The organism is Candidatus Saccharimonadia bacterium (genome assembly GCA_035544015.1).
Lineage (GTDB): Bacteria > Patescibacteriota > Saccharimonadia > UBA4664 > UBA4664 > UBA5169.
This window is the reverse complement of record DATKIP010000093.1, coordinates 229,441-254,584: the sequence shown is the minus strand read 5'-3', so window position 1 is coordinate 254,584 and position 25,144 is coordinate 229,441. Positions and strand designations below refer to the sequence as shown.

The following is a 25,144-nucleotide window of genomic DNA, read 5'->3' as shown; positions in this document are numbered from 1 at the left end:
GTTACTATAGTAACACTTTCCGTAAACGAGGCGGTATGGTGGTTACTCCAACGGTTTGGTGGCGATGGCCTCAATTTCGATTTTGAGGGGTACGGTGGCCACTCGGGGCAGCTCGCTGACGCCGACGCAGCTGCGGGCGGGGCGCGGCTGGGCAAAATGTTCGACGTAAATAGCGTTCATGGCGGCGAAATCGGCCATGTCGGTGAGGAATACGGTAGTTTTGACAATAGTGTCGAGGCTCAGCCCGGCGTCGGCCAGAACGGCAGTGAGATTGGCGAAGGCTTGGCGGGTCTGGGTGTCGATGTCGGCGGCGGCGGTTTTGGTGCCGGGGACGAGCGGGATGACGCCGGAGATGAAGTAGAGTTCGCCGACCCTGCGGATGGGGCTGTAGGGGCCGACGGGAGTGGCGGGTGTTGGGGGCGGGGTGGTCATGGTTTATCCTCTCGTGTGGTGTTTGATGAGCTCGAGTTGAGCGAGATTCGTGGGCTCGTATTTGCCGAGGAGAAATTCGCCTACTGTTTGTTCGTTTACCTCGTGGGACTGGAAATAATGATTGAGCAATAATCCTCCTCGCCAATATTTGGTCATAGACCGGTCCACGAGTACATTGGTGCCGAGTCGCAGCATGCGGATCGTGCGGGCGAAGGCCTTGCGCTGGTAATTGTAGCGGTGTTGGTCGAGCTGGGTGTCGTCGGGGTTGGCGAGGCACAGAATTAAGGCTTTGACGAGGTCGTAAACCTCCCGGAAGGACCGACCAGTGGCGGGCGTGGCGAAGTCGATGATGGCGAAGGCCTCGAGCGGTCCGAGATTGGGCCGATGACTGGTGCCGGCGGTTCCGAGCAGTTCGGCAAAGGCTTCTTCGGTGGGCCCGTAGCCGTGCAGGCCGTAGCCGGCTAGGCGCTCATGGCTGGTTTCGCCACGCACCGAGCGCGTGACGTGGACGCCGATCTCGTGGACTACCAGGACGCGAATTTGAGCCAGGGTGTAATTGCGGCCGGCGGGAATGACGATGGCGTGGTGTTCGTAGTCGATAAACACATTGGGTGCACCGTCTTGGATGATGGTCGTCCAGCTGGTCCCCGCTTCTCCTAGAGTCGGCTTGAGGGAGCTCTGGAGGATGGATTGAGCGGCTTGCGGGGTGAGGATTTCGTTTGGCTGATGGGTTTCGAGCAGCGTCTCGAGAAAGCCGAATCGATATGCTACCAGTGGACGAAGTTTGAGCCGGTAGGCATCGGCTTGGGCGAAGATACCCGAGACCAGCATATTATCTGATCCCATCGTGTGCCAGGTTTCGAGGAGCAGATCACGCGCTGCGCTGACGGGAGCTGAGCGCGGATCTAGGTTTTGGAGGTAGTGCTTGAGGTATTGGAGTACCTCGTGGTAGTGCATGTCGGCTAGTGAGCCATACAATTCGTCGTTGTAGTCCGCGAGCTGCTCGGCCTGGTTGGCACCCAGCACGACATTCAATAAAACCAGCCGTTCCTGCTCAAACGCCACGTATTCGTCTTTGCAGGGAAAGGTGGTGCTATCGAGCGGCTGGATGTGCCGGAGAAAGGCTTTGATTTTGTGTTTTGATGCCCTTATCCCCTCTTCATTGAGAGCTTGCGATGGCGTGGGCTGATCGCCGGTGCTTTCGAGAAACTGCCGAATATTGGTTTCGCTAAAACGAGGCCAAAATTCGCTGGTGTGAAACATTGGCGCTGAGGTTGCCTGCCAGGTATCAAATAAACATTGCTGGGAATGTATTTTCATCTTGTAATATTGCGCGACAATCACTAATCTTTTATATGACTTGGAAGCATTCGATACTGCAGTAGGTTATGGACGTACATCGCTTGAGAGAATTTTCAGTCGACACAGAACACGAAAGTCATTATTGCTCATATTAAGAATTATCGCCACTGCTGGCTGTGGCGGGGTGTCTAATGGTAATCGTTACAGGAGATACGGTGAAGACTATAGGGTTTTTTGTGCGCAATATCGATGTCACCAAACCGCCTTTTTTGCGATCAGAGGTGGGATATAACGATTTTGGGTTTGCCAATCAGCAATACTTGTTGGCGCTGAATCGGGCCGATGTGAAGGCGTATTTTGTGACTGATAATGCTAGCTATCTGGGTGGCGGACGTTTTGCCAACGCCTGGACTATCCATGAGGCTCGGGCGGTGCCGGAATTTCGGGAGGTTGGCCCTATCACGGCGAGCGTAGTGTATGAAAAGGGTGGGTTTGAGGGCCGGGATGTTCTGACCGTAACCGACCCGAAGCTGCGTGAAATTTGCAACAAGGCTGAAACCTACCGGCGGTTTGGTCAGTTCCAGCCGAAAACGGTGATTGTGGCAAATCCGCAGGAGCTGAAGGCGGCGATTGCCGATATGCCCGGTGAGATGGTGGTGGTGAAAAATCCAGCTGGTAGCAGCGGCCAGCAGGTGTACATTGCGGCCAAAGACGAGCTGGTGGTGCCGGAGACTGAAACGTACCCCATGTTGGTCCAGGAATTTGTGGATATGAGTGACGGGCTTCCCGGTTTGGCGGCGGGTCCGCACGACGTGCGCGTGATTATGGCCGGGAACACGATTCTCGGCGGTACATTGCGGCAGCCGGCTGCTGGCCGACTGCTGGCCAATACGGGCCAGGGGGGTAGTTTGCGTTTGCTTAGCCGCGCTGAGCTGCCGAAAGCAGTGGTTGATATGGCGCACAGCATTGACGGTGAGCTCAAGGAATTTCCGCGGTATTATAGCCTGGATTTTGCGAAGGGTACGCAAGGCTGGAAGCTGATTGAGCTCAACGGAAAGCCGGGTTTATACTACCGGGATGTGGGACCGTTGGCGCAGGAATTTATGGATGGATTTGTGTCGTATATGGTAGGGCTGGCATGAAAACGGTGGTTATTTTTTGCCGAACCGTTGATCCCCATGGCTATCCGTTTAATGAACCGTATTATTGGGAATCTTATCTGGATTTGATGTTTGCCATACGCAAGCGTGGGGCGCAGGCATATTTTGCGACCGATAACGCTACGTATCTGGGTGACGGCCTGTTTTCGACCGCCTACACTACCGACACCAAGCGGCCGGCCGATGAGTTTGAGGTGGTGCACAACGTGAAGGCGGATGTGGTGTACGAAAAGGGTGGGTTTACGGGTAAGGATGTTTTGGTTATTAACCCGGCGTTCGTGCATGATATTACCTCCAGCAAAACCGAAACCTATAAGTATTTTGGCAAGTACCAGCCCAAAACGGTGATCGCGCATGATCGCTCCGAGCTCGAGCGGGCGGCCGAGGAACTGGCCGGAGACATGATTGTGGTAAAAGAGCCGGAGGGAAACGGCGGTAAGGCGGTTTTCATTGGTCCTCGAGCCGAGGTGCTGGCAAAGATGCCGGCTACCTATCCGTTGATTGTGCAGGAGTTTGTCGATACCTCGGTGGGTATCGAGGGGCTGGTGGAGGGCATGCACGACCTGAGGATTAAGATTGGCGGCGGGAAGATTTGGGGCGCGAAGATTCGGATGCCGGCGCCGGGTGAATACCGAGCCAATGTTTCGCAGGGGGGAAGCGAACGGTATTTGTATACTGAGCAAATTCCGGCGGATGTGGCGGCGTTGGCACTGGAGATTGATCAGTTTTTTGCAGATTACCCGCGCTATTACGCGCTTGATTTTGCGAATACGCCGCAGGGCTGGAAGCTCATCGAACTCAATAGTAAGCCGGGGCTGACGCCGGTTTCGCAGAGTGCACCGACGCGACATATTATTGAGATGTTGGCGGATTATTTAATTGAAGTTGCGCCTTCGTGAAAACCATCGTTATTTTTTGCCGGACGATTGATCCTGATGCGTACCCGTTTCATGATGAGTACCTGTGGAATTCGTATCTTGATTTGTTGTTGGCGATTAAGGCTCGGGGGGCGATGGCGTATTTTGCGACTGACACCGCTACATACTTGGGGGATGGCAATTTTAAGGTTGCCTACACGGCCGAGACGAAAAAGCCGGTACGGGAATTCACTAAGGTTGGCGACATCCGGGCCGGACTGGTGCTCGAAAAAGGTGGGTTTACGGCCGATGATGTGGTGGTGATTAATCCGCCCTTTGTGAACCGGGTGGCGGAGAGCAAGAGCGAGACATATCGGATTTTTGGGCAGTATCAGCCGCTCACGATTGTCTGCGGCAATCGGCGGGAGTTGGAGCGGGCGATGGACCGGGTGCAGGGCGATTTGGTGGTCGTGAAGCATCCGGTGAGCTCTGGGGGTGAGTCGGTGTACATCGGCACGCGAGCAGAGGTGCTCGGGGAGGCGCCGGATGCGGGCTATCCCCTGCTGGTGCAGGAGTTTATGGATACGTCGGTGGGCATTGAGGGCATTGCGCCGGGTATTCATGACCTGCGGGTGAAGATTGGTGGCGGCCAGATTTTGGGCGGGATGGTGCGGGTGCCGGCCCCCGGGGAATACCGAGCCAACCGCAAGCAGGGCGGGTCGATTCAGCACCTTTACCCGGACGAGATCCCAGCTGAGGCCAAGCGGATGGCCCTGGAGATTGATCGGTATTTTGCTGACTATCCGCGGTTTTATTGTGTAGATATGGCCAATACTACCCGTGGTTGGAAGCTCATCGAGCTCAATCATAAACCCGGCCTATCGCCGGCCTCGGTGAGTCCTCAGGCGGCCTTTGTGAACGAGAAAATTGCTGAGTACCTCATTGAAGTTTGTCCGCAGGAAGGTTACAATCGCGCGGGTAGCTTCGCGAACTAAAGAAGTTATGGAACAAGACTATGGCACAATATCACCAGACGGGGAATAGAGATAAGATCCTATTCGTCAATAGCTTTACGCCCGCGCAAGACCGGGCCGTAGCGAAATATCGTGAGCTTACGGGAGCGCACGTGAGTTCGGTGATTATTTTTGATCACAAAACACCGGTGCCGGATTGGCTCAAGCCTTCGGATAATCATACCTTGCTCACGGTGGATTTTGCTGATACCGACGCGCTTCAGAGCACGCTTAAGCCGTATGCTGATGATATTTTGACCGCTACCTTCCTGGCCGATCGCAATTCTAGCTATTTCCGAAAAGTGATCCCGCTTATTCCCAACTGCGTGTTGCCGACCGAGACGTCCCTAAAATGGACTACAGAGAAGATCAGGATGCGGAGTTTACTGCGTAACTATGACAAGTCAATTGCTCCGAATTTTACCGTAGCCCATGACAGTACCCCCGAAACGATTGAAAAGATCGAGAAACGTGTGGGTTATCCATTAGTAGTGAAGCCATCGGGCCTCACGGCCAGCTTATTGGTAAGTATTTGCTATCATCGTGAAGAACTTGAGAAAGTTTTGAAGCAGACATTTAAGAAAATGGATCAAATCTATAAGTCCAAAAAGGGCTTGGGTGAACCTAAAATTCTGGTAGAAGGTTTCATGGAAGGGACTATGTATTCCATTGACGCCTATGTGAATGCTCGGGGTGTGATCTATTTCGCGCCGCTCGTATATGTTAAGACAGGTCGCGAAGTGGGTTTTGACGATTTCTTTGGCTATATGAGAGTTACTCCTACGCAATTGAATGTTCCTCACACGGAAGAGGCTCAAGAGGCCGCCACGAAGGGTATTAAGGCCCTTGGGATGCGCAGTACCACGTGTCATATTGAGCTGATGCGCACCGAGACGGGGTGGAAAGTGATTGAGCTGGGACCGCGCATGGGCGGGTTTCGGCATGAGATGTACGAGTTGTCGTTTGGCATTGACCATTCGCTCAATGATTTGCTGATTCGTAACTCGCGCAAGCCCGTGCTGCCCAAGAAAGTTAAGGGGTACTCGGCTCTTATGCAGTTTTATGCCAAACAAGAGGGTAAATTGGAGAAAATTCAGGGACTGTTCAAGATTGAAGCCGTGGAGTCGTTTAAGCGCGTGAAAGTCCGCAAAGAGCCGGGTGACAAATGTACGTTTGCGAAATACGGTGGTGATCCAGTGCTGGACGTGATGCTGTTTAATCCGGTGCGGTCAAATTTGCTGGCGGATATTCGGCGGATTGAGCAAGCACTCAACATTGTGGTGTCGTCGAAGGGCCTGGAGCTGGCTAAACCGACGGCTTAATCGGTGGATGTGGTGGAGGTGAGCTTGTGGCGGCTGGCGATGATGCCGGCCGAGACGAGGCCGACGTAGAGTAGGCCTATGGTGCAGGTTTCGAGCAGGTGGGCGGGCTTGGTGAAGGTGAGGTAAACGCCGCTCGTGATGGTGAGGGCTGCGAGTCCATACGACGCGTGGAGTTTGGTGCGCGAGGGCGAGAAGAAGACAAAAGTGGTGAAGCCGAGGCTGGCGAGCGCGATGATGACGTGGATGAGGGTGACCATGACGGAGTCCTTGTTTAGCGCGGTAGAGCGTCTAGGGAAATCATAGCACTAAAGGTTAAGATGACGAGCAGCGAGAAGCGGAAGAGCTGGCGGGCCCAGAGCGCGTTGTCGGGGGCGTGAAAGCCGCGCAGAGCCAGCCGCAGCCAGATGGTGGCCAGGCCGAGCATCACGATCAGGTAGAGTGGGCCCACGTAGCCGGTGGCAGACAGCGTGGCCAGCGCGAACATGAAGGCGGCGATGTAGGCGACGATTTGGACTTTGGCGGCGCGGATACCGCGTTTGACCGGTAGCACCGGCAAGCCGGCGGCGCGGTAGTCGGCCAGCCGAAAGATGGCAATGGCGTAGAAATGCGGCATTTGCCAGAGAACCAGAATGATAAACACGATGGCGGCGCCCGCGTCCAGCTGCCCTGACACGGCCGTGTACCCCACCACTGGCGGTACGGCGCCCGCGACGGCGCCGACGATGGTGCCGTGCACTGAGCGGCGTTTGGCGAGGCCGTAGAGCGCTACGTAGACCACGAACCCGCCGAGGGCAACGGCGAGGGTGAGGAGATTGGTGAACCGGCCGAGCAGCGCTGCGCCTACGAGGCCGAGGACGGTGGCGTAGATGAGGGCATGGCGGGCTGGCAGGGTGTGGGCGGCGAGGGCGCGGTGTTTGGTGCGGATCATTTTGGCGTCGATACCGCGGTCGATGTAGTTGTTGAAGACGCATCCGGAGGCCATCACGAGTGAAATGCCGGCGAGCATGGCGATGAACAGCGGGAGGCTGGGGTGGCCGCGCGAGGCGAGCAAAAAGCCGCCGGTGGCGTTTATGGCGTTGCCATAGATTATGCCGGGTTTGACGAGCGTGTAGTAAGTCTTGAGCGTAGCTACGGGCCTACTCCCTCGTCGTGGATGATGGCGCGGTCGGTGTCGGTGGGTGAAATCATGTGGTAATTCAGGTTGGTCATGATCCAGAGTGATCCGCCGACGAGGATTACTATCACGAGCAGCGCAAACGAGAATACGGACACATTCCATTGGGGTTTTGAGCCTTTGCCAAGGTGCAAAAACAGTGCTAACTGCACAATGAGCTGCATAACGCCGAGGCCGAGGACGACGGTGACGAGCGTGCGAGACGGCAGGGCGTGGTTGGCTGCGAGGGCGTAGGCGGTGAGGGTGAAGGCTAGCGACAGCGCGAAGCCGAGCACGTAGGAGCCTACACTCCCCTGCGCGGTTTCGGGTTGGGGCTGAGGCGCGGAAGTGGGCCGACTCATGATATGGCTCCCATGAGATACACGAGGGTAAAGATGAAAATCCAAATGACGTCTAGGAAGTGCCAAAACAGGCTGAGCATCATGAGCCGGCGAGCTGAGATGGTGGTGAGGCCGCGGCGCAGCAATCGGAGCATGAGCGTGCCCATCCACAAGAGCCCAATGGTGATATGCAGGCCGTGGGTGCCGACGAGGGTGAAGAAGGCTGATAGAAAGCCACTGCGCTGCCAACTGTTGCCTTCGGCAACGAGGTGGCTAAATTCGGAGAGCTCAAGAGCCAGGAAGCTGGCGCCGAGCAGGAAGGTGACGCCGAGCCATGCCAGGATGGCGGTTTTGGCGCCGCGGTGGGCGGCTATCATCGCTAGACCGCAGGTGAAGCTGCTAGTGAGCAGGAGCATGGTTTCGGTGAGCACGAACGGGAGGCTGAAGAGGTCGGTGCCGGAGGGCCCGCCGAAGGTGTTGTGGCGTAGTACGGCGTAGGTAGCAAACAGCGTGGCAAACAGTACGCAGTCGGTCATGAGATAGAGCCAGAAGCCAAAAACGGTTTTGGAGCTGGGGCTCATGGCGGTGGGGTCGATGGAGGGATTCACGCCCGGCCTCCTTCGGATTTACGGGCGGCCTTGGCCTCTATGGCGGCTACCTCGGCGGCGCTGATTTCGTATTCGGTATCTTCGTTGGTGGAGCGAGCGATGATGGCGCCGACGACGCCCACCAGAGCCACCAGCGCGAGCCACCAGATGTGCCAAATGATGGCAAAGCCGAATACGAAGCTCAAGCCGGCGATGAGCAGACTCATGGCGGAGTTGCGGGGCAGGCTGATGGGCTGGTAGGCGGCGTGAGATTGGGGATGGTCGTGGGCGGCCTGCTTGGCGGCCCAGAAGGCGTCGCGCTCAGACACGGCGGGTGTGAGGGCGAAATTATACACCGGAGGTGGTGAGCTGGTAGCCCATTCGAGCGTGCGGCCGTCCCAGGGGTCGCCGGTGGTATCGCGGGTATCGTGGCGTTTCCAGATGCTGTAGGCGAACTGGAGGAGCTGGAAGCCGATGCCGAGGCAGATAATGAGCACGCCGATGCCGGCCACGATGAACAGCCATTGCCAGCCCATCGAGGCGTCGTAATGATCGAGCCGGCGAGTGGCGCCCATGAGGCCCAGGATGTAGAGCGGCACAAAGGCGAGGCAGAAGCCGGTCAGCCAGCACCAAAAGGCGCATTTGCCGAGGGTTTCGTTGAGCCGGAAGCCGAAAATCTTCGGAAACCAATAGGTGATGCCGGCGAAGTAGCCAAATACCACGCCGCCGATGATCATGGTGTGGAAGTGTGCTACCAAAAACAGGCTGTTGTGGAGCTGGAAGTCGGCCGGCGGTACGGCCATGAGCACGCCGGCCATGCCGCCGATGGTAAAGGTGACCACAAAACCCAAAAACCACATCATGGGGGTGGTGAACCGGATGCGGCCGCGGTACATCGTAAACAGCCAGTTAAACACTTTGACGCCGGTGGGAATGGCGATCACCATCGTCATGATGCCAAAGAAGGCGTTCACATCGGCGCCGGCGCCCATGGTGAAGAAGTGGTGCAACCAGACGAGGAACGACAGCACCACGATGCTCCAAATAGCCCATACCATGGAGGTGTAGCCAAAGAGCCGCTTGCTCGAAAATGTCGGCACAACTTCCGAAAACACGCCAAACGCGGGCAGTATGAGAATGTAAACCTCAGGATGTCCCCAGGCCCAGATGAGGTTGACGTACATCATAGGATTGCCGCCGAAGGCCGAGGTGAAAAAGTGCATACCCATGGTGCGGTCAAGGGCGAGGAGGGTGAGTGTGACGGTGAGCACGGGGAACGCAAACACGACGAGCGCCATGGCGCCGGCTACGCTCCAGGCAAATACCGGCATCTTCATGAGGCTCATGCCGGGACGGCGGAGCTTGATGATGGTGACGAGGAAATTGATGCCCGAGAGCAGGCTGCCCACCCCGGCGATCTGCAGGCTCCAGATCCAGTAGTCGACCCCGACGCCGGGCGAGTAGGCTAGCTCCGATAGCGGCGGGTACGCTAGCCAGCCGGTGGCGGCAAATTCGCCGACGGCCAGCGAGAGGTTGATGAGCGCCATGCCGGCTACAAACAGCCAGAGGCTGGTGGCATTGAGAAACGGAAATGCTACGTCGCGAGCGCCGAGCTGGAGTGGCAAAATCAGATTGATGAGGCCAAACATGAGCCCCATAGCGACGAAGAAAATCATGATCGTGCCATGGGCGCTAAACACCTGCTGGAAGGTATCGGACGAGACGATCCCGTGGGCGTTGCCGGCTGACGTGGCTTGCTGGGCGCGGATCATGGCGGCGTCGCTGATTCCGCGCAGGAGCATGAGCAAGGCGACTACGATGTACATGACGCCGATTTTCTTGGGGTCGAGCGAGGTGAGCCATTCGCGCCAGAGCCACCGGGCGCGGCCGGCGGCCCAGCCCCAGCGCCTCGTGACAGTGAGCCAGATGGCGGCGGCGATGGCGCCCAGCGTGCCGGCGACGGCGGTGCCAATGAGCGCGAGGCCGGTGATGCCGCCGTGCTGAAAGGCTTGCAGGGTGAGGCGTCCGAGGATGCTCATGGTGCGCTCGCTGGCGTGAGGGTGGCGTTTGGCATCATGTATTGCATTACTACCTCATCATACAGACCAGCGGGGGTGGCTGAGTAGGGGCTGGGCGCCTGATTTTCGCTTGGCCTTGCGAGCGCTTCGTAGCTGGTGAAGGTAAGGGGTGGGGCGGAGTGTTTGACCGATCGTACCCAGTTGTCGAAATCGGCCGGTGCCTCGGCGCGGGCTACAAAGTGCATGCCGGCAAAACCGCGGCCGCTGAGGTTGGCCGACGAGCCGGTGTAGTCCCCCGCCGCATCGGCTCGGAGGTGCAGATGCGTCGACATGCCGCTCATGGCGTAAATTTGGCCGCCGAGCTGGGGGATCCAAAACGAGTTCATGGGGGCGTCGGATGTGATTTCGAACTCCACCGGCGTTCCCACGGGAAGCTCCACGAAGTTGACGCTGGCGATATTTTGTTTGGGGTAAATGAAAAGCCACTTCCATTGCAGGGCGACTACCTGAATTTTGAGCGGCTGCACCGATGAGGCTAGGGGCTTGGAGGGATCGAGAGCGTGGGAGCTCTGCCAGGTGATGACCGATAGCCCCACGATGAGGGCCGACGGTATGAGCCACCAGATAGTTTCGAGTTTGCGGCTGCGGTCCCAATCGGGTGCGTAGGTGGCTTTGGTGTTGCCGGCTCGGTAGCGCCAGGCGATGACGAAGGTAAGGACGAGCACGGGCACTACGATCAGTAGCATGAGCATGGTGGCCGTGACGATGAGCTGGCGTTCGTCGGCGGCGATGGTGCCTTTGGGGTTGAGGACGGCGGGGATATGGCTGAGAAATTTGTTCATTGCTAGTTTTAACTATAGCAGTTTGGCGGCTAGCGAGTGAGGCTTCGGATGGCTCGTTGCTCCAGGCGCAGCATATACAGGCCATAGATGCTGGTAGCGGTAGCGGTGGCCAGGCTGACTACGATCGAAGCTGTGGGCGTCGTGATTTTGCCTTGGGAGAGCATAATCATGCTACTCAAGGCCACCGAGCAGACCCAGGTGGCGAGGTAGTAGTCGATGGTGCGGTGAAATACCTTTGCCATGGGGTAAAAATGCAGGCCGACGATCAGGCCAATCGTGGGGATGAGGTAGGCATCGTGATGGGTGGCGGTTATTATTCCGGAGGCGCCGCCGATAAGCAGGGCCTCGGTGCCAAAAATGGCGCCATACGCGATCCCTATGCGTTTGCTTTGGGCGCGGTCGGCTTGGCTGGAGTGCGCGGGGAATTTACCCGACGCGAGCAGCAGCTGGGCGCCACCAAAGCCAACCAAGAGGCTGAGGGTTCCAAATGCGACGATTGCGGGGATGCTCAGCGGACTGGGTAGTGCGGAGGAGGCGATGCCGGCCCATATGAGGGTGAAGCCGGCCATGAGCAGCATTCCGCCGGCGATGCTTCGGGCAGCGATTCTGGGCATTGGCTTGGGGCTCATGGGTTGACGATAGCAGGGCTGGGGAGACGGGGTCAATTGGGCTGTGTGGTTTTCTTGGGCGGTATAATTGTGGATAATATCGGGTATAAGGATGATATATGTCGGAACATCAAGAATCTCCACGTAGTCCGGGTGAACACGAACGGTCCGCGTCGACGGCGGATATGCGAAATTGGCCAACTGGCTTGACAGAGCCAAAGCTAGAAGCCAATGACCATCAATCCCAGCGCGAAACATTGATACGGGACAAAATCGCGAAGTCGTGGGGAAGTTTGGTGGGCGCTCATGGGTATGGTGAGCCGCAAGCTGCTGCGGGGTTGCTCTACGATTCGCTTTATCGGTCGGGGGCTGTCGGCGATCAATTGCCGCCGGATGAGCGCGAGACGACGGTAGCGATTTTGGAGCAGCCGGTTGATCTGGAGGGTGATATGCCCGATCGGGATGAGTTTGTGCAAGCAGTTGCCGACACGATGGTACGTGGGGTGAGTGTGGCCGAGACCCTGCTGCCGGGCGCGCGCGAACAGATCGAGACGCTGGCGGGTAGAGGTGACGAGGTGATAATCTGGTCGGCTGGTGACCCGGCGCATCAGCATCATAAACTGGGGGCGATTGGGCTGCACGATCCTGATGTCACCCCTAATGTTGAGCCGCCGGTAAGGCTTAATCCTGATTTTGAGCCTCTTGAAATTCAGACGGCGATCGCAACTAATAAGTCAACGCCGGAAAATTTCGACCGGGTTCGCGAAGCTGCGACAGGTCGTCAAGTTGTGGTGGTGGATGATCGTGCGAAAAACATCTTGAAGTTTTTGGAGGAATTTCCTGATGCCAAGGGAATTTGGGTGCAATTTGGTGTTCATGCTAAGAGGGCATTGGCTAAGCAGGCATCCGGTGAGGCGACTGATGTGGTAGATGCGATAGCTCAGGGCAGAATTTTTCCCGTTGGTGCCGTGGACCAAACGGTGGCGTCGATTGATTCAATGTACGAGGCCGGGGTTTTGGATAGTGCCAAGGAGTTGGCCGTGGCATTCGATTACGATGACACCATCATCGATAACATCAGGCGTCGTGATCTTCAGCATGCGGCTGTTGAGCGGGTTCTTCGGACGCAGGGATGGATCTAGCAGCTATTAATGCGCGCCCATCGGCATCGTCATCGGTGCCCCGCTGCCGTCGGTGGAGTAGGTGCGGTAGCAATAATCTCGCATCGCCATACTCATAGCATGGAGCTCGTTGGCGTGCTGCCGGTAGTAGTCTCGCTGGTGCGTAACGGTGGATTGGAGCATGGCGGAGTTTTGGCTCAGGCAAGCTCGAATAGTCGTTTCTGGCGTGGCGGCGCGGGCCTGATCGGGCTTAACACCGAGGCTCAGCGAGGCTTGGCGCAAAAAGGTTTGTTTGGCGCCTGCTGGTTGCGACGTTAGGGTTTTGGTGGTGGCAAATGAGCTGATGACCTCGCGCGTGGAAGCTGTAGTGGTGGCGGATAGCGTCTGCCCGTGGGGCTTGAGGATGAGCATGAAGGCGCCCACGAGTAGGAGTATGACGACGGCAAGCGTTGGTGCCCCGATTGTCACTAATCGACGAGTGCTCATTGGACCGTCCAGTAGGTGTTGCCGCGCGGGCTGATGCTGCTTAAATTGCCACCCTGGCCGAACGGCACGGAGGTGCCGCTGATTTGCAGATACAGGTGGACCACCTTGGCGCTGCCGTCGTAGCACCAGGTATTATTTTTGTTGCTGCTACCGCAGGCGACTTCGGGGTAGGGGGTCTCGTCGCCGCTGTAGCCGGACCGGACCGCCGACGGCTTGGTGGATTTGTTGTAATACAGCTCGACTTGGCCGGGTTCGGAGCCATTGAAGTAGAAATGCATGCTCGTGGGGTCGGAGCCATTAAGCTGCTTGAGCTGGTAGGCGTGGCCCATGGCGAAGGCGCCGATGTCGCCGTATGACACGGGTGTGCCGTCGTCGCGACGGATCTGGAGCCAGTTGGTGCCGCCGAATTTGAGGCTCATGATTTTGCTGCGGTCGAAGCCGTTTTGCACGAGCGGGCCATAGGCGCCGTGGACGGGGCTGTACCAGCCGGCCCAGTTGTAGAGCGTTTGGTCTGCGGGTTGGCCGGCGGCGGGTACGAGCAGGCCGGAGAAGTTGCTCAGCAGTGCCGGGCCGATGGAGCCGTTGGTGATGGAGCCGTCGAGGTCGGCCATCCAGTGGTCGTGATCGATGTAGGGGTATGCGGGGATGGGGTCGTCGAGGTACGGCCGGCCGTACATTACGCGGTGGCTGTCGCTAAACATGGCCGTGCTGCCACCGTGCAGGCTACTGAAGAAGGTGAGGCCGCGCACGCGGTTGGTGTAATCCCAGCTGCTGGCGAAGGGATCGCCGAGGGCCGAGAAGTCGGCGTCGTAGTTGTTATTTAGGCGGTCGAAGTTGGCCAGCCAGGCGCCGTCGATGTCGGCCTGGCCGTGGTAGAACCGCGCGAGCGCGACGAAGATCGGCACGGTGGCGGCGTCGGTGTTGGGGGTGGTGCCCACGAAGAGGCCGCCGAGAGCGGCGGTGTCTTGGGCGTTGTAGGCCACGCCGTTGTTGGCGGCGGTGGCGTCTTTGAGCGTGTAGACGCCGTCCATCCACATGCCAAAGGCGGCGTTCATCCAGGCGCTATTGTTGGCGAAGGTCGGCCGAGCTTGGGTGGAATCGCCGGCGTATTCGTCGAAGCTAATGCCGGTGCCGCCGTCGACGCCTTCGTCTGAGAATGACAGGCGGGTGGTGGCTTTGTGCGAGTGGGCCACGTTGTTGTTAAAGAGTCCGACGGGCCGGAATTTGGCCGCGGCGAAGTTGGTGTTGTCGCTGTTGACGCTGAAGTCGTACCAGATGCCCGCGCCTTGGCCACCGGCCGCGGCGTTGCCGGTGAGGTCGTTGTTGGGGTTAGTGATCCAAAATTCGGCCGGGGCTTCGTCGCTGAGACGCAGGCGCTGGGCCGCGACGGGGTCGTAGCGGGTGCCGAGCACGAGGTTATTTGCGAGAACGTTGTGCTCCTCGAAGCCGTCTTCGAGCATTACGCTGTGGCCGACGGTGTCGTTTGCGACCATACCGGAGGTGTGGAGGCCGTTGCTGCCGTGGATGGTGAGTTGGCGGTTGAAATTGTCGTGGAGCGATACGTCGGTGATGGACGAAGCGCTGGCGTCGCCCGTCATGGTGTTGCCGCCGGCCGTGGTGGGGTAGGTCATGATGTGGAAGTGCAGGGGATAACGGCCGAGCACGCCCTGCTGGCCCAGGTGGTACATTTCGGTATTGGAGAGGCGCATGATGCCGCCGGCGAGGGTGGCGGTGTGGCCGCCAAAGTGGGTGGTGGTGGCGTCGTCTGGGCCGGTGACTTTGAGGTTGTGCGTGAGCAAGCCGACTTCGCTGCGTTCATCTACGCACCGACTGTTGCCGCCGTTGCTGAAGCAGGTGCTTATGCTGGTGTGCTTGTTGGCGAGCGGTGCCGTGAGCGTGATGGTTTTGCCGTCGGCCGAGCGGCTGGCGACGGTGACGGTTTCGGATTGGAATGGGTCGAGGGTGCTGGATGCGAGTATCAGCTGGTCGCCGGCCCGCCAATTTACGGCTTGCTGGAGTGACAAAGTGGTGCCGCCGGCGGCTGCGGTGGCGGCTAGCCGGGTCCAGGTGAGGCAATTTTGGCCGCTGGTGTCGCAGTCATTGTCGGTGCGGCCGTGCAGGTCGATGATGCCGCCGTTCATGGCGGCTAGAACATTGGTGCCAATGCCGGTCTTCAGCACGGCGCTGTGGGTGGCGTTGTAATTGGTGATGGCGGTGGCGGCTAGGCCGGTGAGCGCGTAGCTTTCGGTGGTGCCGCCGCCGGTGAGCTGGATGACGGCATTGTGTTGGTAGGGCGTGGTGGCGGTGCCGGCTTGGAGTTTGCCGCCGCTTCCGGTGACAACAACGTACTTAGACACGAGTTTTACGTCCTTCGTGTCGTCAAAATACAGCTCACCGCCCACCGTGAGGCCGCCGAGCCCGGCGCTATTCGTATCGAGCAGCACTTTTTGACCGGCGGCGATGGTGACGACTTCGCCGGCTGTAGGCACATGGCCGCCCCAGGTGGCGGGATTGCTCCAGGCACTCAGGCCGGGCGGAAGTCCGGCCGAATCACCAAACTTAATGTAATGGCCAGTGGAAGCGCTAGCATCGGTGCCGATTGTTGCAGCTCCGCTGAGGGTGCCTTGCTCGGGTTCAAACGAAGCGAGGGGCGCTGCAGCCCAAGCCAATACGAGGGTGGTGAGGCCGATCGCCACAAATACTCCGACAAATATAGTCGGGGTACGATATCTCCAGCGTTGGGTGTTTCGCAGTAACCGGGTAGGGCGCATGAAGTCCTTATGCTTTGCATTTAATTTAGCATCGCATACGAATAATCTCAAATTTTGGTGGTTGGTTTGGCTTCAGAGACCCTTCTCGCACCGAGCAGGTCGGAGTGAGTCCGCCTTGATATGTAGCGGAATGGAATTAGTCCATGGACGACAATGTCTGAGTCATAAACTGCGCGTGATCGATGGAGGTACTTGGCCCTGTTACCCCCAGGTCGTTTAATGAATACCTGGATACGCTACTCATGGTGGGGCCACCTGGGGCATCTTGAGCATTTGGAGCGAATAGATTTAATGCTAGCTCAACGTTGGGGCGCTGTGGGTTGAGCTGGTGACCAGCCTCCCGTGCTTGCGCTATGACATCACCCAGCAGGCCTTCTCCTATCGAGGTCATAAGGGCTAGGGAGCTAGCTGATTTTGGGTCGCTGCCGCCTTCTCCAAACACCCAGGCTTGTATGGTTGAGGCAGACTCATTGTATTTAAACCGACCCCCAATCGTATAGGGTTCCCCATCCCATACGATATCTGAATGCTCGTTAGGCGGTTGGCCGGCTTTCTTTAGGGCTTTTTGGAGCACTACGTGTCCAGTGGGAGTGGGGCCAGAACGGAAAAGGCCCCTGATAGCGCTGGAGTTTTCGGGCAGAACATAGGCCGCTATACCCTTCAAGTCAACACGGGAAGGATAGAGCTGACCGTTGTCTGCTGGGCCGACTTGAATATCGGTAATGATTCCATGCAGTATGTCGCCGTTGGGTACTATGATGGTCTCCGGAACGGTCTCTACGGCTAGGGTATGCTCAAAGTTAACTGGGCCGGCCAGTAATTCGGATGTCGTTGGGGGTTGGGGCGATGGCACGCTTGGGTCGTGGTCCATTTGGGGCATGGCATGCAAAAGCTGTCTTGCGCCGTCTTCCCTTGCCTCGCGAGCAGGCTCATGAAGCTTCGCCGTAGCTTCCGCATGCCCAGGATCGTTCTCGTGCGGCTGACTGGCATCAAGCACCTTCTCCAAATTCGCATAAGCTGGGGGCCGACTCTCCGCTTGGGCATCTCCCAATCCGGGGTCCGGACCATCACGTTCAGGATCGTTAGACACTACCTACCTCACATCAGCTATGATAGTTATATCATAGGGGTGTGTCTTCGTAACCCTGAATGTAATACTTGATCTTATCGGTGTCTATATTTTCAAACGACCTACGAGGGCGCTATCACTACCTGGCTTGCACACCAAGAAGGGAGTGTGGAAGAATGGAACGAAGTTTAAGGACTATATTATGACCAAACAGCTGCTTATTAACATGCCAGTTAACAAAGCGGAGGAGTCGAAACGTTTTTTTGAAGCCGTAGGCTTTCCTTTAAACAAAAAATTGTCAGATGAGCAGGCAACATGCTTCGATATAGAAGACAATATAGGTATTGTCTTGCTTCCCGCAGCGCACTTTAAAGACGCTATCAATGGCGGCCAGGTTGCCGATGCGGCAACTCACGAAATACTTTTATCAATCGGCATGGACAGCAGAGAAGAGGTTGACGAACTCGCGGATAGGGCTTTGGCTGCTGGCGGCAAGCAAACCCAGGAACCGGTTGATATGCCTGAGATATATGGCCGAACATTTGCCGACCTCGATGGACATTTGTGGAATATTTTTTACATGTCCGCGTAGGAATCTCCGGTCCATCACAAAGTCCAATCAAAAAATCACCTCTTTTCAGGGGTGATTTTTGTTCGAATACCATGGCCGAGTTGCCTCGACAATAAAACTATGCGCGCATATAATATAGCTTTAGATAAACAGGATACATCGTTACCATACGATTGGACACCAGTCATTCATGGCCGATATGCAAATATTATGAACTCACATCACCAGGACATCGAATTTAACGCTGCACGCGACAGCCCGGGCTACTTGCTCTGGCTCATGAGTAACAAATGGCAAGCCGAGCAAAGATTAGCTCTCAAGCCATTCGAACTTACGCACGTGCAGTTTGTGCTGCTAGCTTGTCTTGTCTATGCACCGGGCAACGAGAGCCTCACGCAAATACAACTTGCCGAACGAGCCGAGACTGACCCAATGATGACATCGCAGGTGCTCAGAAAACTAGAAGTGAAAGGTCTTGTACGAAGAATGTCGAGCACACAAGATAAACGAGCTGTTAGCTTAGAAGCGACCGCCAAAGGTGCGCAGCTGGTTGATCGAGCGATAATGGCTGTTGAAGCAGTTGATAGAGAGTTCTTTGGCGTCCTTGAAGCAGATATACCAAACTTTGTGGTCATGATGCGTAAACTTGTCTGGACACCGCGAAATAACCTAGCTAAAACGAGGGGGAACTAACTATGACAAAAGATAATCGTAAAGTCGCGCTCATAACGGGGGCAAATAAAAGTATCGGCTTTGAAGTGGCACGACAACTAGGTGAACAAGGTATACATGTGCTGATTGGCGCGAGAGATGAAGGTCGTGGTAAGGCTGCGGTCGAGCAGTTGACTTCTCAGAACATTCTCGCAACCTACCTTTCGCTTGACGTGACCGATGGTACAAGTATTAAAAAGGCTGCTGCTCAGATATCCAAAGAATTCGGTAAACTCGATATCTTGGTTAATAATGCTGGAATATCAGGGGGTAATATACGCACACCACCAAGCCAGACCGATATAGACGTAGTGCGCCAGGTCTATGAAACGAATGTTTTTGGCGTGACGAGCGTGACAATTGCCATGATTCCATTGCTCAGATTGGCAGACCAAGCTCGGATTGTAAACGTTTCGAGTAGCCTAGGCTCACTTAACATGGCACTTGATCCAAATGACATGTTTTACGGTATCAACAGTTTGCAATACCAATCTTCAAAGGCTGCTCTCAATGCCATTACGATTGAGTTTGCTAAAGAATTAGAGGGCGAGGGCATAAAAGTAAATGCAGCCTGTCCAGGATTTGTCGATACCGACTTCAACGGCCATCGTGGCACGAAGTCAGCCAAACAAGCAGCAACTATTATTGTGAAGTTAAGCACTCTCGGAGCAGACGGTCCTACTGCTAGTTTCCGGGATGAGGATGGTGAGCTGCCTTGGTAGAGGTTAAAGCCTGCGTAGACATAAAGACATAAGGAGGCAAGCCTGAAAGCGGTGCAATTTTGTGAGTTTGGCGGCCCCGAAAGATTGCAGATTGTCGATTTGCCGCAGCCTGCGGTTGGTCGAGGCGAAGTTCTCGTACGGGTGAAAGCGGCCGGCCTTAACCCTGGCGAGTCTATGATTCGGCAGGGACTACTTGAAGATTTCTTTCCGACCAAACTACCGTGCGGCGAAGGATCCGACTTTGCTGGTATCGTCCAAGAATTAGGCCAAGGCCTAACAGATTTCAAATTGGGTGATGAGGTTGTTGGCTATACGGACAATCGGGCAAGTCATGCCGAATTCGTATTAGCGGACGTAGATAAGCTGACGCTCAAACCGAAAGGTGTTTCCTGGGAAGTCGGCGGCTCACTATTTGTGGCTGGCAACACGGCAATAGCGTCAGTTGAGGCAGTTGGCATGAAGTCCGGCGATACAGTGGTGATAGCTGGGGCTGCTGGTGGCGTCGGTGCTATAGCTAGCCAATTGGCGGTCATACGTGGAGCGCATGTTATAGGAATAGCGAGCGAGAACTACCATGAATGGTTATATGCTCACGGAATTACACCAGTGGATTACCATGGCGATACTGCGACACAAATACGCAGACTAGCAGATGTAGTCGATGCCTTTATTGACACGGTAGGTGACGGTTACGTAGAGCTGGCCTTAGAACTAGGCGTAAGCCCAGAACGCATCAATACAACCATTGATTTCCAAGCGGCACATAGATACCAAGCTCAGTCCAAAGGTTCGGCAGACGCTAACGGCAAACAAACTCTACAGACCTTATTGCGTTATATAGATGAGGGAGAGCTTGAAGTTCCTATTGCGCGAACATTCTCGATAGATCGGGTGCGAGATGCTTACATCTATATGGAAGAAGAGCACGAGCTTGGGAAGACGGCGATAAGATTCTAGAGAGTTTACGTGCGTGCAGGGTGTTAATATATTTGATCAAATCCACTTTACGGCGAGTCTTGGCTGGGGCTAGTTAATGAAGTTAGAACCCTTCTAGTGACGAGTCCTGCTGGCCTTGCGGCATAAACGATTGGCCGGGATGATTGGCCTCCCACTTCCCTATCAATTCTTCTCGGCGCTTTAGCATCCAGTCGCCGCCAGTGTCCTCGTCAACGGCTGGCGACATTAGTGCTTCTCGTAGTTGGTTTCGCGCAGCCATAAGCTGGGCTGAGCCAGTGAGCCGATCACCAAGTATGTATTCGCGGGCAATGCTTTCATGGACGTCATCTTGATCCCCTCGATTTGGGCGCTCGTTGTCCTGATAATGTAGGTCTTGGGCCAATATATCCTCCAAGATAAGTTCAGGAGATCGCCTAATACCTGAATCTGGATCTTGGAGTGTTTTCGAGTATTCGGCCCACATGGCCCGGAAGCCTGTTTCGGGATCATTACGGGATTCTGCATCGGTATCGCCATGACGGCGTGGCGGTAGCAACTCATCCACCTTATCATCGGCTAGCGTGAGGGCGTCGACGAGTATGTCCTGGTGGCCGACTTGTAAATGCTGATCTGCCAAGAAACTAAACAGAGGTGGTTGAATAGCTGTCTCTTTTTGGGAAAGACGAAAGGTTTGATAGAAGTCCCGCAATAAATCTCCACTCAGTCTTCCTGCCTCCACTTGACGCTCAAGTTCCTGGCTTAACTGTACGCCACTCAAACCGTTCTGATTTTCCGGCATATTTAATTCTTGATCATGTTTAAATTTTATACGATATGTAGGCTGACAACAAAATAACGACTCAATTGAGCCGCTATTTTAAGCATAAGTTCAATGGCTGGGGAGGAGGGACTCGAACCCCCGAATACCAGGACCAAAACCTGGTGCCTTACCACTTGGCCACTCCCCAACGATGTAGGTGAACAGCCTTAGATTTTAAACTACCGGCTGTTCTTGCGCAAATTTGGTTCGTTATGCCATAATTTATTTCAGTTATGAATATTTCTTCCCGCACGGTAGTAAAGGTCCTTGGTATTACGGCGTTGTTTGTGGGAATGCTGCTGGCGGCCTATATGCTTCGCATCCAGTTGGTGTGGATGGGCACGGCGTTTTTCTTGAGTGTGGCGCTGAATCCGTCGGTGGAGCAGCTTAGGAGGCTGGTGCGTAGCCGATCGCTGGCGGTGGCGAGCGTGTTTTTGCTGGCGGGGGCGTTGTTGGCGTTTTTGTTGGTGGCGCTGGTGCCGCCGCTGATTCACCAGAGCGAACGATTGGCGCAAAATTTGCCGCACTATACCGATGAGTTGGTGAACGGGCACTCGGTGGTGTCGGAACAGATCAGAAACTACCATCTGGTGGATCGAGTGAAGAATAGCCAGACAGAGCTGATTCGCTACGTGTCTTCGGCGGGCGGTTCGTTCTTTTCGGTGTTGCAGCGATTGTTTGCCAGCTTTGCAGCTGGGTTGACGATTTTGGTACTTACTATTTTTATGTTGCTCGAGGGGCCGCACTGGGTGGAGGCGTTTTGGCGAGTGGTTCCCGAGAAGCGGCGGGTGCATGGGCGCGAACTGGCTGGCGAAATGTACAAGGCGGTCACCGGATATGTGCTGGGTTATTTGCTGATGAGCCTGTTTGCGGCTAGCATTACAGCCATTTTGCTAACTATTTTGGGCGTGCCGTATGCGGTGCCGTTGGGCATTTTGGTGGGGATTTTCGATTGGCTGCCGCTGGTGGGCGCAACGATTGGTGCGGCTGTGGTGGTGATTGCGGCGCTGTTTAGCTCGAATTCGGCAGGACTGGTGATGCTGATATTCTTCTTGATTTACCAGCAGGTTGAAAATCATGTATTGCAGCCCTTGGTGCAGGGGCGCACGGTGAAGATGTCTCCCCTCTTGGTGTTGGTTTCGGTGCTTGTTGGTGTGGGCTTGGGCGGGTTTTTGGGCGCCATCGTGGCTATTCCGGTGGGTGCGAGTGTGCAAATATTGGCGCGTGACTTGGCGCGTCATCGGCTGGCGATTCGTCGCTAGAGTCTGGTCGTGGCGCGGCGCCAGCGGGGGCCGTTGGGGGTGTCGCTGATTTCGAGATCGTGTTTGGCGAGCTGCTTGCGGAGTTTGTCGGCAGCAGCCCAGTTTTTGGCCTCGCGAGCGGTTTCGCGTTCGGCGATGAGGGCTTTGGCGGCGTCGTTGATGTCGGGGCGGCCGGCGAGACGCAGGCCAAAGAGGTCGTCGAGGGAGGCGAGCAGCGGCTCGAAGTCTTCGGGGCTGAGGGTCATGCCGGGTGCTAGGCTGGTGCTGTAGCCAAATAGTTCGGCTAGCGCTCGGGTGGTGGAGAGGTCGTCGGCCAGGGCGAGCTTGATCCGATCGAGAAATTGGCTGAGATCGTCGTCGCCCAGGCGAATTTCGGCGAGGCCGGTTTGGTGCTTGAGGTCGGCCCAGGCGTAGAGGTTGAGCAGGGTGTTTTGGGCGCTGTCGAGCGATTCGAGGGTGAAATTGAGCTGGCTGCGGTAATGGGCTTGGAGCATGAGCAAGCGGAATGCCAGAGGGTGGAAGCCCTGCTCCGTGAGGTTGGCCAGGGTGTAGAAATTGTCTTTGGATTTGGACATTTTGGCGCCTTCGACGAGCAAATGTTCGCTGTGGACCCACAGGCGGGCGAGATCGTGGCCAAAGGCACCCTCGGTTTGGGCCATTTCGTTGGGGTGGTGGGTGCCGATGTGGTCGATGCCGCCGGTGTGGATGTCGATGGGGTCGCCGAGGGTGGCATGGATGATGGCTGAGCACTCGAGATGCCAGCCGGGGAAGCCGTCGCCCCAAGGGCTGGGCCAGCGCATGGTGTGGTCGGCGAAGTGGCCGGTGGTGAAAAACCAGACGGCAAAGTCGTGGGGGTGGTGCTTGTGGGGGTCGGTGACGACCTCGCTGCGGGCGCCGACTTCTTTGTCTCCCAGGTCTTGGCCGGTGAGTTTGCCGTAACCTGCGAGTTTTTGGATGTCGAAGTAGATAGCCTGCTGCGTCTGGTAGGCGTAGCCGTTTTTGAGCAAGCGCTCCACCATGTCGATTTGCTCGGGGATGAAGTCGGTGGCGCGGGCATAGGGGTCGCCCGCGGCGTGGTTTTGGGTGCGCTTGGGGTCGACGTTGGGGGGCAAAACATTGAGGGCTTTCATGTCGGCTTTGAACGCCTCGGTGTACTGGGCGGCGACGTCCCAGACGGATTTGCCTTCGCGGCGGGCGCCTTTTTCGAATTTGTCTTCGCTGAGGATCGATTCGTCTTCGTCGGCGACGAGGTGGCCGACGTCGGTGATGTTCATGACGTGGCGGACGGTGAGGCCGGTGGCTTCAAGCGTGCGGCGCAGCACATCGTCGAAGATGAACTTGCGCAGGTTGCCGATGTGAGCGTAATCGTACACGGTGGGGCCGCAGGTGTAGAGCGTGACGGTGCCGGGCGAGTGCGGCTCGAGGTCTTCGACGGTGCGGGTGAGCGTGTTGTGGAGTTTCATGATAGGTGCATCTTAATAGGTTTTGAGGGTGTAGGCTATGAGGTCGCGAAAAATGGGTTGTAATTCGGGGGTGCACTGCTCGAGATGCTCGGCTTGTTTGGCTTGAAATTGCTCGAGGCTAACGGGGTACTCGCGGTACGGTCGCCACTCATCGAGGTTGCCGAGAATGTAGGCTTGGATTTTGTCGACGCTCCAGACGAACCGGGCTTCGGGACTAGCCATGGCTTGGTAGTCTTGGAGGCAAGTGGTGATATCGGGGAAGTAGGTTAATTCGCTGGTTAGTCGGCCGAGGGCTTTGGCTTCGTCAACTTCTTTGCGCTGGCGGGCTTTGGGGTCGGCGAAAGTGTGTACGTCGTCGGCGTAGATTTCGACAAAATCGTGGATGATGGCATATTTGAGTACGAGGTCGAGATTGGTGGTCGACGCGACGTGTTGGTGGAGAAACCAGGACAAGGTCGCCACCGACAAGCTATGCTCGGCGACGTTTTCGTGTTGATCGGTGCCGGGGTGGTAGTGATGGCGCTCGATGTTGCTGACGCCGGCTACGAGCTGTTGGAGTTGGCTGAGGAGCTCGGGCGTGTGATTCATGCGGCGGGTTGCTTTGTGAGGTAATCGTGGAAGGTTTTTACGAGCAGGTCAATTTCGGTGCGGATGTGGGTGCCTTTGGTGCGGTAAGCGGCGGCGTTGGGGTGACCGCCGCCGCCGAAGATTTCGGCGATGGGGGCCGCGACGCCGGTGGTGGAGCGCAGGGGGACGTTGATTTTGGAGCCGTAATTTTTGAACACGGCGACGAGCTCGACGCCTTTGGTCCATTGCATTTCGTTTAATATGAGCGTGTAGGGTTCGGCGATGTCTTTGTATTTGGCCACCATGTCGGGGGTGATTTCGGCGACGGCGAGCTTGCCATCTTCGTAAAATTCGACCGATTCGAGCAATTTGCCCTTGAGGTGGAGCAAATCTGAGGTGATAGCGCCGGCCTCGCGCTTGGTTTTGTAGAGCTCGTAGAGGTTGGCGCCGCGGCGAGTGAGCTCGGCGAGGGCCTCGACGCTCCTTGCGGTGGTGCCGGAGGTGGTGAGGCCGAGCGAATCGCTGAGCAGCGCCGAGGCGAGTTTGCCGGCCGCCGCCTCATTGATGGGCCAATCGAGCTCGAGGCAGATGCGGGTGACGAGCTCGCTCGTAGCGACGGCCTCTTCGACGATTTCGGTGACGGTAAAGCCAAAAGGCTGTCGCGAGACGTGGTGATCGATGATGAAAAACGGCTTGGAGGTGAGCGCGGCAAAGTGGTGCTCGAGCGCGGATTTGATGAGCGCGGGTGCGCCGGTGTCGACGAGGATGGTGAGGTCGAACGATTTTGGCAGGTCTTGCGACACGCGGTCCCAGCCCTCGAGGCCGTGCAGATAGGATTCGGGGGCTTTGTAGGCGTACATGGCAACTGTTTTGCCGAGATCGCCGAGGATTTCCTCGAGCCCGAGGGCGGTGCCGAGGCTGTCGCCGTCGGGCGAATCGGGTTGGAGAATGAGAATGGTGGTGGCATCGGCCACGGCTGCGGCGAGGTGGGAGAGCTGTGATTTCATTGG

24 protein-coding genes, 1 tRNA gene and 1 pseudogene are annotated in these 25,144 nt (G+C 56.5%); 10 read left to right on the top strand and 16 right to left on the bottom strand.

All coding sequences use genetic code 11. The features are described from left to right. Nucleotides 1–42: 42 nt before the first annotated feature. Both VMT30_07810 and VMT30_07805 read right to left on the bottom strand, forming a co-directional pair. Complete coding sequence (locus tag VMT30_07810) at nucleotides 43–432, bottom strand: Rid family detoxifying hydrolase (GenBank protein ID HVQ44834.1); 390 nt, start codon at nucleotides 430–432, stop codon at nucleotides 43–45. A 3-nt stretch (nucleotides 433–435) separates the two neighbouring features. Beyond that, nucleotides 436–1,752, bottom strand: coding sequence for a hypothetical protein (locus VMT30_07805; GenBank protein ID HVQ44833.1), 1,317 nt, complete (start codon nucleotides 1,750–1,752; stop codon nucleotides 436–438). 173 nt (nucleotides 1,753–1,925) lie between these two features. Here VMT30_07805 and VMT30_07800 point away from each other — a divergent pair, with 173 nt between their 5' ends. Genes VMT30_07800 through VMT30_07785 form a run of 4 tightly spaced genes read left to right on the top strand, consistent with a single transcriptional unit; the run spans nucleotide 1,926 to nucleotide 6,086 of the window. Next, a complete protein-coding gene (locus VMT30_07800; GenBank protein HVQ44832.1) occupies nucleotides 1,926–2,876 on the top strand; it encodes a hypothetical protein in 951 nt (316 codons plus the stop codon). Continuing rightward, on the top strand, nucleotides 2,873–3,793 hold the full coding sequence (locus VMT30_07795) for a hypothetical protein (protein HVQ44831.1): 921 nt from the start codon (nucleotides 2,873–2,875) through the stop codon (nucleotides 3,791–3,793). The genes VMT30_07800 and VMT30_07795 overlap by 4 nt, the downstream gene beginning before the upstream one ends. Further along, the gene (locus VMT30_07790; GenBank protein HVQ44830.1) at nucleotides 3,790–4,746 is read left to right on the top strand and encodes a hypothetical protein; all 957 of its coding nucleotides are present in this window, start codon (nucleotides 3,790–3,792) and stop codon (nucleotides 4,744–4,746) included. Before VMT30_07795 ends, VMT30_07790 begins: the two co-directional genes overlap by 4 nt. Before the next feature lie 20 nt (nucleotides 4,747–4,766). Next, nucleotides 4,767–6,086, top strand: a complete 1,320-nt coding sequence (locus VMT30_07785) for an ATP-grasp domain-containing protein (GenBank protein ID HVQ44829.1) — start codon at nucleotides 4,767–4,769, stop codon at nucleotides 6,084–6,086. On the opposite strand, the gene VMT30_07780 is transcribed toward VMT30_07785, so the two are convergent. The 7 genes and pseudogenes from VMT30_07780 to VMT30_07750 form a co-directional block, all read right to left on the bottom strand. Continuing rightward, nucleotides 6,083–6,343, bottom strand: a complete 261-nt coding sequence (locus tag VMT30_07780; GenBank protein ID HVQ44828.1) for a hypothetical protein — start codon at nucleotides 6,341–6,343, stop codon at nucleotides 6,083–6,085. The two genes, VMT30_07785 and VMT30_07780, sit on opposite strands and share 4 nt — an antisense overlap. A 14-nt stretch (nucleotides 6,344–6,357) precedes the next feature. Continuing rightward, nucleotides 6,358–7,209: pseudogene (cyoE, locus tag VMT30_07775) on the bottom strand (heme o synthase). A 5-nt stretch (nucleotides 7,210–7,214) separates the two neighbouring features. Continuing rightward, on the bottom strand, nucleotides 7,215–7,601 hold the full coding sequence (gene cyoD, locus VMT30_07770) for a cytochrome o ubiquinol oxidase subunit IV (protein HVQ44827.1): 387 nt from the start codon (nucleotides 7,599–7,601) through the stop codon (nucleotides 7,215–7,217). Then, nucleotides 7,598–8,161 (bottom strand): cytochrome o ubiquinol oxidase subunit III, encoded by a 564-nt coding sequence (gene cyoC, locus VMT30_07765; GenBank protein HVQ44826.1) that lies wholly within the window; start codon nucleotides 8,159–8,161, stop codon nucleotides 7,598–7,600. Before cyoC ends, cyoD begins: the two co-directional genes overlap by 4 nt. Before the next feature lie 23 nt (nucleotides 8,162–8,184). Further along, nucleotides 8,185–10,206 carry a cytochrome o ubiquinol oxidase subunit I gene (gene cyoB, locus VMT30_07760; protein HVQ44825.1) on the bottom strand — a complete coding sequence of 674 codons (2,022 nt, stop codon included), beginning with the start codon at nucleotides 10,204–10,206 and terminating at the stop codon, nucleotides 8,185–8,187. Continuing rightward, a complete protein-coding gene (gene cyoA / locus VMT30_07755; GenBank protein ID HVQ44824.1) occupies nucleotides 10,203–11,027 on the bottom strand; it encodes a ubiquinol oxidase subunit II in 825 nt (274 codons plus the stop codon). Before cyoA ends, cyoB begins: the two co-directional genes overlap by 4 nt. 29 nt (nucleotides 11,028–11,056) lie before the next feature. Next, on the bottom strand, nucleotides 11,057–11,656 hold the full coding sequence (locus VMT30_07750) for a hypothetical protein (GenBank protein HVQ44823.1): 600 nt from the start codon (nucleotides 11,654–11,656) through the stop codon (nucleotides 11,057–11,059). Between the two features lie 185 nt (nucleotides 11,657–11,841). On the opposite strand from VMT30_07750, the gene VMT30_07745 reads away from it, so the two are divergent. Next, on the top strand, nucleotides 11,842–12,777 hold the full coding sequence (locus tag VMT30_07745) for a hypothetical protein (protein HVQ44822.1): 936 nt from the start codon (nucleotides 11,842–11,844) through the stop codon (nucleotides 12,775–12,777). 6 nt (nucleotides 12,778–12,783) lie between these two features. On the opposite strand, the gene VMT30_07740 is transcribed toward VMT30_07745, so the two are convergent. Further along, nucleotides 12,784–13,224, bottom strand: coding sequence for a hypothetical protein (locus tag VMT30_07740; protein HVQ44821.1), 441 nt, complete (start codon nucleotides 13,222–13,224; stop codon nucleotides 12,784–12,786). Nucleotides 13,225–13,238: 14 nt separating this feature from the next. Then, nucleotides 13,239–15,938, bottom strand: coding sequence for a G8 domain-containing protein (locus tag VMT30_07735; protein ID HVQ44820.1), 2,700 nt, complete (start codon nucleotides 15,936–15,938; stop codon nucleotides 13,239–13,241). Nucleotides 15,939–17,284: 1,346 nt separating this feature from the next. Between VMT30_07735 and VMT30_07730 the strand changes: the two genes are divergently transcribed. From VMT30_07730 to VMT30_07715, 4 genes are all read left to right on the top strand, one after another. Next, a complete protein-coding gene (locus VMT30_07730) occupies nucleotides 17,285–17,674 on the top strand; it encodes a VOC family protein (GenBank protein ID HVQ44819.1) in 390 nt (129 codons plus the stop codon). 99 nt (nucleotides 17,675–17,773) lie between these two features. Then, entirely contained in the window at nucleotides 17,774–18,346 is a 573-nt protein-coding gene (locus tag VMT30_07725; GenBank protein HVQ44818.1) for a MarR family transcriptional regulator, read from the top strand. A gap of 2 nt (nucleotides 18,347–18,348) precedes the next feature. Continuing rightward, nucleotides 18,349–19,086: an SDR family oxidoreductase gene (locus VMT30_07720; GenBank protein ID HVQ44817.1), complete on the top strand. Its 738-nt coding sequence runs from the start codon at nucleotides 18,349–18,351 to the stop codon at nucleotides 19,084–19,086. Between the two features lie 42 nt (nucleotides 19,087–19,128). Further along, nucleotides 19,129–20,043: an NADP-dependent oxidoreductase gene (locus VMT30_07715; protein HVQ44816.1), complete on the top strand. Its 915-nt coding sequence runs from the start codon at nucleotides 19,129–19,131 to the stop codon at nucleotides 20,041–20,043. A gap of 82 nt (nucleotides 20,044–20,125) precedes the next feature. On the opposite strand, the gene VMT30_07710 is transcribed toward VMT30_07715, so the two are convergent. Together VMT30_07710 and VMT30_07705 are read right to left on the bottom strand one after the other, a co-directional pair. Next, on the bottom strand, nucleotides 20,126–20,821 hold the full coding sequence (locus VMT30_07710; protein HVQ44815.1) for a hypothetical protein: 696 nt from the start codon (nucleotides 20,819–20,821) through the stop codon (nucleotides 20,126–20,128). 94 nt (nucleotides 20,822–20,915) lie between these two features. Beyond that, nucleotides 20,916–20,990, bottom strand: a tRNA-Gln gene (locus tag VMT30_07705). An 85-nt stretch (nucleotides 20,991–21,075) separates the two neighbouring features. On the opposite strand from VMT30_07705, the gene VMT30_07700 reads away from it, so the two are divergent. Continuing rightward, entirely contained in the window at nucleotides 21,076–22,104 is a 1,029-nt protein-coding gene (locus tag VMT30_07700; protein ID HVQ44814.1) for an AI-2E family transporter, read from the top strand. Here the strand turns inward: VMT30_07700 and cysS are convergent. From cysS to VMT30_07685, 3 genes are read right to left on the bottom strand one after another with little or no spacing between them, the layout of a single operon-like run. Further along, on the bottom strand, nucleotides 22,101–23,567 hold the full coding sequence (gene cysS, locus VMT30_07695) for a cysteine--tRNA ligase (GenBank protein ID HVQ44813.1): 1,467 nt from the start codon (nucleotides 23,565–23,567) through the stop codon (nucleotides 22,101–22,103). The two genes, VMT30_07700 and cysS, sit on opposite strands and share 4 nt — an antisense overlap. Nucleotides 23,568–23,579: 12 nt before the next feature. Beyond that, nucleotides 23,580–24,155: an HD domain-containing protein gene (locus VMT30_07690; protein HVQ44812.1), complete on the bottom strand. Its 576-nt coding sequence runs from the start codon at nucleotides 24,153–24,155 to the stop codon at nucleotides 23,580–23,582. Beyond that, nucleotides 24,152–25,141: a DHH family phosphoesterase gene (locus VMT30_07685; protein ID HVQ44811.1), complete on the bottom strand. Its 990-nt coding sequence runs from the start codon at nucleotides 25,139–25,141 to the stop codon at nucleotides 24,152–24,154. The genes VMT30_07690 and VMT30_07685 overlap by 4 nt, the downstream gene beginning before the upstream one ends. Between the last annotated feature and the right edge of the window lie 3 nt (nucleotides 25,142–25,144).